The organism is Alysiella sp. (genome assembly GCF_030525755.1).
GTDB lineage: Bacteria > Pseudomonadota > Gammaproteobacteria > Burkholderiales > Neisseriaceae > Simonsiella.
Genome location: NZ_JAUNEC010000057.1, coordinates 1 through 10,854, shown reverse-complemented (window position 1 = coordinate 10,854; position 10,854 = coordinate 1). Strand labels below are relative to the sequence as shown.

Annotated in this window: 13 protein-coding genes; 10 read left to right on the top strand and 3 right to left on the bottom strand. The window is 41.5% G+C overall.

Annotation, left to right across the window (positions count from 1 at the left end; genetic code table 11):
* Positions 1-1,090: 1,090 nt before the first annotated feature.
* On the top strand, positions 1,091-1,762 hold the full coding sequence (locus Q4B82_RS08615) for a hypothetical protein (RefSeq protein WP_303066049.1): 672 nt from the start codon (positions 1,091-1,093) through the stop codon (positions 1,760-1,762).
* On the top strand, positions 1,719-2,015 hold the full coding sequence (locus Q4B82_RS08610) for a hypothetical protein (RefSeq protein ID WP_303066048.1): 297 nt from the start codon (positions 1,719-1,721) through the stop codon (positions 2,013-2,015). Before Q4B82_RS08615 ends, Q4B82_RS08610 begins: the two co-directional genes overlap by 44 nt.
* A gap of 308 nt (positions 2,016-2,323) precedes the next feature.
* Here Q4B82_RS08610 and Q4B82_RS08605 read toward each other — a convergent pair whose 3' ends face one another.
* The gene (locus Q4B82_RS08605; RefSeq protein WP_303066047.1) at positions 2,324-2,524 is read right to left on the bottom strand and encodes a hypothetical protein; all 201 of its coding nucleotides are present in this window, start codon (positions 2,522-2,524) and stop codon (positions 2,324-2,326) included.
* A 63-nt stretch (positions 2,525-2,587) separates the two neighbouring features.
* Here Q4B82_RS08605 and Q4B82_RS08600 point away from each other — a divergent pair, with 63 nt between their 5' ends.
* Positions 2,588-2,809 carry a hypothetical protein gene (locus Q4B82_RS08600; protein ID WP_303066046.1) on the top strand — a complete coding sequence of 74 codons (222 nt, stop codon included), beginning with the start codon at positions 2,588-2,590 and terminating at the stop codon, positions 2,807-2,809.
* 357 nt (positions 2,810-3,166) lie between these two features.
* On the top strand, positions 3,167-4,360 hold the full coding sequence (locus Q4B82_RS08595) for a Fic family protein (RefSeq protein ID WP_303066045.1): 1,194 nt from the start codon (positions 3,167-3,169) through the stop codon (positions 4,358-4,360).
* A 201-nt stretch (positions 4,361-4,561) separates the two neighbouring features.
* Here the strand turns inward: Q4B82_RS08595 and Q4B82_RS08590 are convergent, their stop codons facing one another.
* Positions 4,562-5,959 carry a hypothetical protein gene (locus Q4B82_RS08590; protein WP_303066044.1) on the bottom strand — a complete coding sequence of 466 codons (1,398 nt, stop codon included), beginning with the start codon at positions 5,957-5,959 and terminating at the stop codon, positions 4,562-4,564.
* 238 nt (positions 5,960-6,197) lie between these two features.
* Here Q4B82_RS08590 and Q4B82_RS08585 point away from each other — a divergent pair, with 238 nt between their 5' ends.
* From Q4B82_RS08585 to Q4B82_RS08570, 4 genes are all read left to right on the top strand, one after another.
* Complete coding sequence (locus Q4B82_RS08585) at positions 6,198-7,403, top strand: AAA family ATPase (protein WP_303066043.1); 1,206 nt, start codon at positions 6,198-6,200, stop codon at positions 7,401-7,403.
* 108 nt (positions 7,404-7,511) lie between these two features.
* Positions 7,512-7,913, top strand: a complete 402-nt coding sequence (locus Q4B82_RS08580) for a hypothetical protein (protein ID WP_303066042.1) — start codon at positions 7,512-7,514, stop codon at positions 7,911-7,913.
* 365 nt (positions 7,914-8,278) lie between these two features.
* Positions 8,279-9,346 carry an ATP-binding protein gene (locus Q4B82_RS08575; RefSeq protein WP_303066041.1) on the top strand — a complete coding sequence of 356 codons (1,068 nt, stop codon included), beginning with the start codon at positions 8,279-8,281 and terminating at the stop codon, positions 9,344-9,346.
* Positions 9,347-9,454: 108 nt separating this feature from the next.
* Positions 9,455-9,802 carry a hypothetical protein gene (locus Q4B82_RS08570; protein ID WP_303066040.1) on the top strand — a complete coding sequence of 116 codons (348 nt, stop codon included), beginning with the start codon at positions 9,455-9,457 and terminating at the stop codon, positions 9,800-9,802.
* Positions 9,803-9,869: 67 nt separating this feature from the next.
* Here the strand turns inward: Q4B82_RS08570 and Q4B82_RS08565 are convergent, their stop codons facing one another.
* A complete protein-coding gene (locus Q4B82_RS08565) occupies positions 9,870-10,145 on the bottom strand; it encodes a helix-turn-helix domain-containing protein (RefSeq protein ID WP_303066039.1) in 276 nt (91 codons plus the stop codon).
* Between the two features lie 150 nt (positions 10,146-10,295).
* Between Q4B82_RS08565 and Q4B82_RS08560 the strand changes: the two genes are divergently transcribed.
* Together Q4B82_RS08560 and Q4B82_RS08555 are read left to right on the top strand one after the other, a co-directional pair.
* Positions 10,296-10,670 (top strand): hypothetical protein, encoded by a 375-nt coding sequence (locus Q4B82_RS08560; RefSeq protein WP_303066038.1) that lies wholly within the window; start codon positions 10,296-10,298, stop codon positions 10,668-10,670.
* Entirely contained in the window at positions 10,651-10,806 is a 156-nt protein-coding gene (locus tag Q4B82_RS08555; RefSeq protein WP_303066037.1) for a hypothetical protein, read from the top strand. The genes Q4B82_RS08560 and Q4B82_RS08555 overlap by 20 nt, the downstream gene beginning before the upstream one ends.
* Positions 10,807-10,854: the final 48 nt, after the last annotated feature.

Here is a 10,854-nt window from a genome sequence, read left to right as displayed (position 1 = left end):
ATAGAGATAAATACCTATATATATTAAATAGTTATATATAAATAAAGGTGTGACAACGTCTTTTTTGTCACAAAGCCTAAAAATGTTGTCACAACCTTGTTTTTAAACGACTTTCTGTCAAAAAAAAAAGAGGTAAAAACACCTATTTTCGGTATTTGTCACATCAAAAAATAATACATGTACAAAATTTCTCTCAGTATAAAAAATAAACCCCAAAAAACCCTGAAAATCGTTCTTTTGGTTTTTTAATAACAGTATCTTATCCCAAAATTTGGTGACAAATCGATAAAATACGTAAAGTTCGTTGTTTTATAAAAGAAAATAAAAAAAATGCTTTGTGACAACTGTTTTTGTGTTTTGTGACAAACTTACACAACAAATTGAAAACAAAAGGAAATATGCCATTTTTAAAACATGCGGAAAGGTGGTGCATTTTGTGACAAAATGAGATATCGAATACAAAAAACTGTTTTTAAATGATAATTTTGTCACATTTGCGGTGACAAAATTATGTTATTGTTTTTAAACAGTAATAAATAGAGCTAATAAACTAATTTGTAAACATTTTACAAAACCAAAACAAAAAACAACAAAAAAAATGTTTACACATAACATAATTTAAATTTTAACAAAAAATTAACGTTTGTTAATGTAGAGTTTTAATTCAGTTTTAGGTTTATCTGAACCGAAATGGTACATTTTAAATGGTAAAAATTCACAAGAAAAAGGTTTTAAGCAATTTTTTCTTATAAAAACAATGATGTGACAAATCATGATAATTATAGGAAGTAATAATTTGACAAAATAATTATTTTGTGTCTTATCTTTACAAAACAACTAACCCAAAAGATATGTAATCAAATATTGCATTTTTCCTTTGAGTGCCATTTGGGCGTTACCAGTGAATGAAATCAAACCAGCGTTTGTCACCAAAACCCAATCACTACAAACTTAAAAAGAAACGCGACCGCACCTCTGCACTCTGTTCTAACCTTCTGACGGCTTTTTGTTTATCAAGGCGGTTTTGTTACAATGACGTATCTATTTATATGGGTGAATAACCATTTTTTGAATTTCAAGGAGTAAATACATGACGGGTAATCGTGAAGTAATGAAACGCACACTGGGTCAGGCTTTGCAAATGGCAAGCAGCAGCGGTGCGTCCATGTTTGCAAATTATGTGGAACAAGCGGAAAGTCGTGGCATTCCACTGGCTAAATTGTTTCAAGAGCGAACCGAAACCGACCTGACATCCAAAATTGATGTCATCACCTATCGCATGATTGGTGGTAACGGTATGGGTAAAACCGAACGCGGCGTGGCTGAAATGGTTGAGGCGATTAAAAATGAAGGCTTGAACCCCGTTATTTTCAAAAAAGGCGTATACCCCAAAGATCCTGAACGCGATGTGTTGATTTGCCACATTAACTGTACAGGTCGTGATGAAACGTTCTTCTCAGGCATTCCCTACAACGAAGTTGTGGATGTACCTGTTGTGGATGAAGATGGCGTGCCGCAATATGATGAACACGGCAACATCAAAATGCGTCAAACGGAACAATTGAGCTATTCAGGCAGCGATGAATTTCGTGCTGCCGCCATGTTCCCATTTAGCGTGTTTATTTTTGACGAACCAAACCGCGCCACAATGGGTGCGCAAGCCTTGCTGGGTGGCTTGTATGGTGGTGAACGTGTAAACGGCATTCGTTTGAGCCGCGGTGCTTCTTTGGTGGTGGCAACGCAAATTGGAAAAAGACGATGAGCGACACATTAAAAACGGCAATCCAGAACTGGTGAGTACGCGAGAAGAAGTTATGGACTTGGTTTCTTACTACGCGCAAGGCTCGATGAGTAGCCACTCTGATTCAGATCAGCCTTTATCCGAAGATTTTGCAGTTTTGTACACAGATGAAATTCGCTCTGTGCTGCCTGCGGTTAAACATACGTATAAAACACCCAAAGTTGTACTGGGTGTTTCGGAAGAATTTCCGATTGCATTTGATTTATTGAATTAAGCAGAAAACCTGCGTCAGCATATCTCCGAAGACGAGCATTCAATTTTAAAAATAAGGCTGTGTTTGGATATTGGGTTGATTTCAGATTTTGCGTCATTCCCGCGTAGGCGGGAATCCATTTTGGATATTCATCAATACCGATTTTAAATGACAAAACGGGATTCCAACTTGGATTCCCGCCTACGCGGGAATGACGGTATGGGTAAAATAAGCCTTAATTCGGTATCAACCCATTATCTAAACACAGCTAAAAATTAAAAACACCACTCAAATTCCCAAAAAATCCAAGCGGTATTTTTAGCACTCAATCAGCAATTAAAATTTTCCATTACCATTTTTCCAATCGGCTCAATAATGTCCAAATGTTCGGCAATTTTGCTGTCTTTATCAAAGTGAGCAATATTAAAAGCAACCACATCGCCTAAACCTGCAAAATTATAAATGATTTTGAAAGCCGAATTTTGCGTGAAATTTTGAATCACGATGACATTCATCTGAAATTTTGGCACAGAAATTTGCAAAATAAAGGCTTTTATATCAATGCATTTTTAAATCATTATCCTGATTTTATATTGCTGACCGAAAAAGGCACGGTTGTATTATTGGAAACCAAAGGCAATCAGTTGGACGGTAGCGATAGCCTTGACAAAATCCAAGCAGGAAAAGCGTGGGAAGAATCCGCCAATCAACTCAATGACGGACGAAAATACAAATATTTGATGGTATTTGAAACCGAAAAATTGCAAGGGGCGTATTCGTTGGCGGAGATGTTGGATAGGTTGAAGAGTTGGTAAATGACAATCCAAAACCAACACTATTTTTCGATGTGTATCTCGATAGATTCATAAATCAAACCACTTGCTGTGTTAAAATACGACACGATAAACACAGCATTTATATTGAAGCAGTGCTTTAAGTTACTTAAATAAATCAGTTTAGTTTTTTCCATATATTATAAGCGAATCAAAATTTAAGAAAAAATCGGGAAAACGCCCGATTTTTTCTTAAACTCTATCATCAACACGATATTAGAATACAACATAATATAAAAGAATGCTGCCTGAAAATGATAAACGGTTAGATTATAAGGATAATTCTTGTCATATCACCACGCTGTATGAAACACCAATCATAAAAACATAGGAAATGGTATGCCTATTGCACCTTACTGCGAAAAACGATACATCTGGCAAGATGAAAATTGGGCAGATTGGTACTATAACGCCAATCTGATTCAACCCTTGCTCAATGAGATTGAAACAGCGCATCAAAATTTGTTGAATCGCATTCAACTATTGGGGTATCAATTTCAGATTCAGACAGAATTGGAAACGGCAATTGTTGATGTCATCAAAACAAGTGAAATAGAAGGTGAATATTTAAATCATCACTCAGTTCGTTCTTCACTTGGGCATAGGTTAGGTGTTGATGTGGGTGCGGTTGCAAAAACAGAACGTGATGTAGAAGGTGTTGTGGATATGGTTCTGGATGCCACACGCAACTGCCACTTACCGCTTACTCATGAACGATTATGTACATGGCATCAAAATTTGTTTCCTGATGGAAAAAGTGATTTATACGCGATTGATGTGGGGCATTATCGTTCTGATAAACAGGGTGTCATGCAAATTGTTTCTGGCTCTATGGGACGGGAAAAAGTACACTATATTGCACCACCAGCAGAACACCTTTTGTCTGAAATGAATCGATTTTTAGATTGGGTTAATACTGATAATCAGCATAACCCTTATATTAAAGCAGCCCTATCACATCTTTGGTTTGAATGCATACACCCGTTTGATGATGGTAATGGTCGCATCGGTCGAGCAATCAGTGATATGCTCTTGGCTCGCGCAGATAATATGCCACAACGCTTATACAGCACCTCGGCTCAAATCGAGAAAGACAGAAAATCGTATTATGAAGCCCTGAATCAGTGTCAAAACCGCCATGGTAATCAAGATGTTTCAGAATGGTTGTATTGGTTTTTAGATACGGTTGCAGATGCAATTGAACATTCGCATATCATATTGAATGGAATTTTAATGCGCCAACAATTTTGGCAAAAATGGCCATATGAATCTTTCAATTTGCGGCAGCAAAAAGTATTATCCAAACTGCTGGATGGATTTGAAGGCTTAATTAACCATAAAAAGTGGAAAAACATTGCCAAGTGCACTTACGAAGAAACACAAGCTGATATTGCTGATTTGATAGAACGAGGAGTTTTGCATATTGCACAAACCAAAGGCAGAACGGCTTATTTTAATTTAGATGGTTTAGACACATCTCATGGTTTAAATAGAGATGGTCTTGATGATGCCGATGAACCACCTCCGCCTTAAAATGAAAAATAGGTATAAAAATTGGGGCTGTCCCGATTTTTATACCTATTGCATCAATCCGATATCAAAACACAGCCTTATAAAATGACCAAATAATTTTGCAAAATTCCAACAAAATCTGATTACTTGCAAAAATGCTGCCTGAAAAACACCTTTCAGGCAGCATTTTTCTTAAAAATAATTGAATTTATGCCTCATATCTCACCCCCACCCCTCATCCTCTTCCCGATAAAACCCAGGCTGCACGCTGGCAATCAAACGAAACAACACCTCAGCAGGATAGGATTGCACATCACTTCGCCCATCAAAATCCCGCATCACAATCGCATATTGCTCATGCCCCGTTGCCATACGGCAATATTGCCACAGGCTGATGCTTGCCAAACGGTGTGCTGCATTATCGCTGGCATTGCAAACGTACAAGCCATGCAGTTGCAACCATACCGTCAATGCCATCATCAATTTATTGTTGTCCGAGCCTGGGTGTTGTCGCCATTTATCCAGCAAACTTTGTGGCACGTTCAGCCAAAAGCGGTGGTATTCGGTTTTGCGTTCAGGGCGTTCGGTGGTTTGCGGTGGCAAAGCAGCAATCAGGCTGTCATCGTTAAACACCTGTGCATAAGGTTCGCCCCAGAGCGTTTGTTGGGTGTATTGTGCGTATGCCTGTAATTCCAAATACATTTGCATGGCTTGGCGAATCACATCGTCAAACGAATACGCAGCATGGGCATCGGCTTCCAATGTTTTGGATACTTGCATACCCGATTGCGGGTCGTATTGCCGCATTTCTTCTGCATGTGCCAATTGTGCGGCGCAGGAACACATATTGACCAAACGCGACATGATGGTTGGGATGCGAAATGCAATACTGGTTTCGGTTTCGTGTGATTCAGGGCTTTCAGGCAGCCTGCGGTTATCGGGATAAAAGACAGCCGCAAATTGTCTGCCGTTTTGTTCAGGCAGCCCACATTCATTTTTACTGCTTTCAGGCAGCCTGCAAATGGGGTGCAGGCTGCCATTCAAACACAATTCAATTTTGCTTAACTCGGCTTCGGGTGTTTGATACAAAGTCAGCGCATCCGCAATCGGTTGCTCATCGGCACCGTAAAACACAAAGCCTTCTTGCTGCAAAAACGCCACCACCGCATAGTTGATGAACAGGCTGAAACTCAAATTCACACCGCTCATTCTGCGCCAGCACACAATTGCCGCCGCCACTTCTTGATACAAATCATCGGGCAAACGGTAGGTAAAACGAAAGTTGGTCCAATCGTTTACCACAGGGGCATTGATGGGATTGAACGACCACACGCCGTAATGGTGTTGTTCAAAACGTTGCGCGGTTGCCTGAATCAGCTGTTCGGTTGCCAATATCAGGCAATCATTCATGGCAATGTGCAAACCATCGGGGTGGATGACGCTGCGTAAATCCGCCGCTTTTTGCAAACAGACACGGGCAATTTCGTTCAACAACACCTGTTCGGCACGAATGGGCGCGGTTTGCGCGGAGAGTTGCTCTTTTTTGTCATCACGGGGTTTGCGTGAAGACCACTTTTGCAAACATGATTCATCAAAAACAAGCACTTGGTTATCGGACATAAGGTTTTTCTCGTGGTACATCAATGTTTTTTAAGTCAATCGGACATTGTATCAATCCGTCATATGATAATCAATAGTTGATTTACTGTTGCAAAATACCGCAATCATGGTGTATGATGCGCCTGTTTTTGATTTATCCGTATGTTAAACCATCTGAAACGAAAGTAAAGACGGATAAATCAAAAATCAGACCGATGGCTATTGCATGAACAGCCATCGTGATTTCAAGGAGACCATGATGAAAACACAGCGTTGTTTGAACCCAAAACGTGCTTTGGCACACGATGAAGATGGCGTACGCCATATCAGCCGCAGCCGCACCCCTATGCCAAAAGTCAGCCATGAAGAACGCTTGCAACAGATTTTGTTGGGCGCATTGGACGAAAATGTGGGCGATACAGATGGCTTTGACTGTGCCGATGAATGGGACGGATTGCCCGAAGAAGATGATTTGTCCTTGTCGCGCGAGTGGGTGCATTTGCTGAACAAAACAGATTATGCGCGCTTTAACAGTGTGCTGTGCCAATTAAAAAGCCGCAAAGAAACCGCCGTTCATGAAACCACATTGCGCCAACTGATGCAGCCCAAACGTTTGGTGTATTTGCCCGAAGACGGCACTTTGGCACAATTGGACAAACTGCAAACCATGATGCCCAATTTTGCCGAAGTCATCACCGACTTAAAAGCCTTTGTCTGTTTGCAGGCAGCCAAAAAACCGTTTGCCTTTCAGCCCATGATTTTATTGGGCGAACCTGGGGTGGGCAAAAGTTTGTTTGTCAGCGAATTGGCGAAGATTGTGGGTTTGCCTTTGTTTGAGCAATCCTTTGAAAATGCCTCCACAGGCTCTACCTTGTGTGGCACGTCCTTCACATGGAGCAATGCGACCCCAGGTCAATTGCTGAAAAACATGGCAAACAGCCCGATTGCCAACTTCCTGTTTTTCCTTGATGAAATTGACAAAGGCGTACGCGATACCCGTTTTCCTTCGCCCAGCGATGTGCTGCACGCATTATGGGAACCCGACACCGCAATCAAATTTCAAGATGAATGCGTGCATGTGCCGATTGATGCCAGCCACATCAATTGGATTGCCGCCGCCAACCGCATTGAAACCATTCCCAACAGTATTCTTTCACGCGCCAATGTGTATGAGATTGAATTGCCCGATGAAAATCAGATGCACACCATCATCAATCAGGTTTATCAGCGCTTACGCCAAGAACACCAATTGCAAGATTGTTTGCCAGAAACTTTGAATGACGAAGTGATGGCACAACTGTTGATGTACGCACCGCGTGATATGAAAAAACGCTTGTACTTGGCACTGGCGCGCGCGTATGCCGCCAATCCGCAAAAAACGCATATTGCGCTGCACCATCTGCCCAAATTGCATGGCGACGGCAATCGCACAGCTTCGTTTGCAATGGGGTTTATGACAAATTGAGCGCAGATGAAGCTGTGCAGGCTGCCTGAAAACATTGTTCTACCTTTCAGGCAGCCTGCACATCACAAATCACACCACAACCAACACAGCACACAGAAAGGCAACACCATGTCCCACCTTCACAATCCACTGCCCGATGCCGTCTTATTCCATTGGCGCATTGAATCGTTGTACTGCCCATTGCTGGAAAGCCAAACCAGATTGGCGTTTGCCCCCAATCCCGTTGAACACTTTGCCACAGGACGCATTTGGCAAGACAACAAAGGGCGATTTGCGCCCGATACCGAAATCCAAACCAGTCCATTGCGCCACATACAGGGCAATGTGATGCAGACCTTAAACACCGTTTATGAGCTATATGGTTTGGGCGTACATCGTGTGCGTGTTTTTGATGAACACCAAAGGGCTTGGAAACAGTATTTCCGTTTGTATTCAAGTGCAGAATTGGCAAACGTGAATTTGCTTGATGTGGCGGTATGGCAGACAGATGGGTATCGTTTGCTTGCGTGATGGGATTTGTTATCTGCCACATTTCATCGTACAGACAGAAAACACACACAGACAAAGGCATACAGATGTATGCCTTTTTTGCTGGTGTGCAACTTCTAAAATCAAACAAGCCATTGTTTATTCTGTCATAAATGCCTCTTACCTTATGCTGCTCATTTGAATGAACAAGAAAAACAACAAATTAAACATCAATAATGGAAAAAATGTTGCAAAATTCAAAAAAGCGCCTATAATTGTGCTTAACAATTCTGTCGCATATAAACCATCTGTGATGTATTGATATTCACAAATTTTGCTTAAATGGTCTGACTTGCTTGGCAAGATAAAGCCGATATTGTGAATTTGATGATGAAAGGAAAACAATCATGATGCGTACTGTTACCCCGCTCAAATTGTCTCAACGCCAACGATTGGATTTGGAAAAGCACACACCGCTTAACAAACCAGATGGCAAAAACACTTTGGATTTAATTGAGCGATTGTGCCAAGCCAAATCTTTGGTCATGTTGAACAAAGGTGTTTTAAGCAAATTGGATGAGTTATTGCAGCAGATGCCCAATTTCAGACAGCCGATTCAAGATTTAAAAGCCCAATTATTGATGGCGGCGCATTGCAATCGTCCGTTTGTGTTTAAGCCGATGATTTTGGGTGGCGAGCCAGGCGTGGGCAAAAGCCTGTTTGCATATCAATTGGCGCAGATTTTGGGTTTGCCGTTTTATGAAGAATCGTTTGAAAAAGCCACTACGGGTATGATTCTGACGGGAACAAGCAAAAAATGGAGCAATGGTTCAGCAGGTGCAGTTGCACAAAGAATCGCTCAATCGCCAGTTGCCAATTTCGTGTTTTTCATTGATGAAATTGATAAATCATCACGTAATGCGCATTATCCATCGCCGATTAATGCTTTGCATGGTTTATGGGAAAAAGATACCGCTAAACGTTTCCAAGATGAATTTTTGGCATTACCAATTGATGCCAGCCACATCAACTGGATTGCCGCTGCCAATGATGTGAACAAAATTCCCGAGAGCATTTTGTCGCGTGCCCATGTTTATTGGATTTGGCAACCCGATGTGAAACAAATGGGGCAAATCGCACAAAAAATGTATCGGCAACTGCGTGTCCAAATGAAACTCAAACGCTGTTCATCTGCCAAATTGAGTTATGACATATTGAATAAATTGCAAAACCATTCGCCGCGTGAAGTGCAAAAACGCTTGGAGCAAGCAATGGGACGCGCATTGGTGGAATATGAAGAACGCATCAAACAGACAGCCAACCATCAACGCCACACCATCACATTGCAATTGTGTGAACGGCATTTCCCAATGATGTATGACGATATCATGCAACTGGAATGCACAACATTGATGCAATGGCACGAAAAGGAAATGGCAGAAAAAATGGATGAACCCACAGGTTTCATCCATTGATAGAAACAGGCATAGGCTGCCTGAAAACATGCCCCTAGCTTTCAGGCAGCCTGCACCATTTCAACCAAACCATTTATGCCGATTTGAACACACGATAGGAATTGAATCATGACACGCACCATTGTATTGACCATTTTGTTTGTGTTTCTGCTCAGCTCGTGTGGCAAACATGAGCCAAGTGCAGAAGAACTCAAAACCATTTATTTACAAGACATATTCAGTCGTGGCAGCAAAAAATTTGATGATGAAAAATACCGTCAAGAATACGCCAATGCCATTTCACTTCACAAAATCACCGCTTGTCAGCCAGAGACTGCGCCAAGTGAATACCTATTGTGTCCCATTAAGCTGACGTTGCAACTTTCAGGAAGCCCACCAGAAGCACATCAATTGAGCATTTATATTGTGATGCAGGTGCGCCACACCGATGCAGGTTGGGTATCGGATAACGAATAGTGCATTGCTGTATTGTCCATCTCCAATCTGATGATTGTACAGGCTGCCTGAAACGGCATGGTGAGCATTACATTGGCATCGGTGGATGTTGCCATTGCATTTGCTGGCGCAAATCATTCAGCACATCGGCAGGCTCCAATTCCAAAGCCTCACAATAACGAATAAATTCGGTAATGTCCAAACGGCGTTCGCCCGTTTCTACTTTACCGATGTAAGACAGAATCACCCCCATGCGTTCAGACAGCATCTTTTGGGATAAACCCAGTTCCAAACGCCTACTGACAAAAGTACGGCGCAACCAAGCCATTTCAGGGGAATAAAGAGAAGTGCGTTGTTTTTTCATAAAAACAAGCATAATGGATTGACCCTAATAACCCAATTTAGGATAATAGGATTATAGGTTAGTGCAAAAAAAACCATTGCTGTTTCAGGCAGCCTGAAACCAAAACCATGTCCATGACATAAGCAATTTAATTAAACAGGAGACCATACAATGAAAAAAACCATCATTTTGACCGCTTTTACTGCTGTGTTGCTGAGCGCGTGCAGCAGTGAACCCAGTGAACAAGACATTAAAAACACGTTTGCAAAGTCTGCGGTACCAGCATCAATGCAATCCATGTCAGCGATTGTCACAGCTGGAACAGGCGACAGCAGTATGGAAGATTTGACGAAAAACATGTTAGACAATATGTCTATCAGCAAACTTGGCAGTTGTAGCAAAGTAGATGGGGAAGGCAAACGCTACCAATGTCCTATTCGCGTAGAAATGAAAGCTTATGAATACAACGGGATGACCGTGCCAGAAAACAGCTATGAAACCACCGTTTATTTAATGCGTACCGATGATGGCTGGGTTTCTCATTAATCAACCATCTGCTTTGATTGAGCAATGCTGCCTGAAAATGATATTGGATACATTCAGGCAGCCTGAAATCAAAAAACACAGCGAAATCAATCAAAACATTCATTGTATCCATTTTGAGGATTTCGCATATATTTGATAAAGGAAAAACAACATGAAAAAAACAATGAACCCAACTTTCCGTACC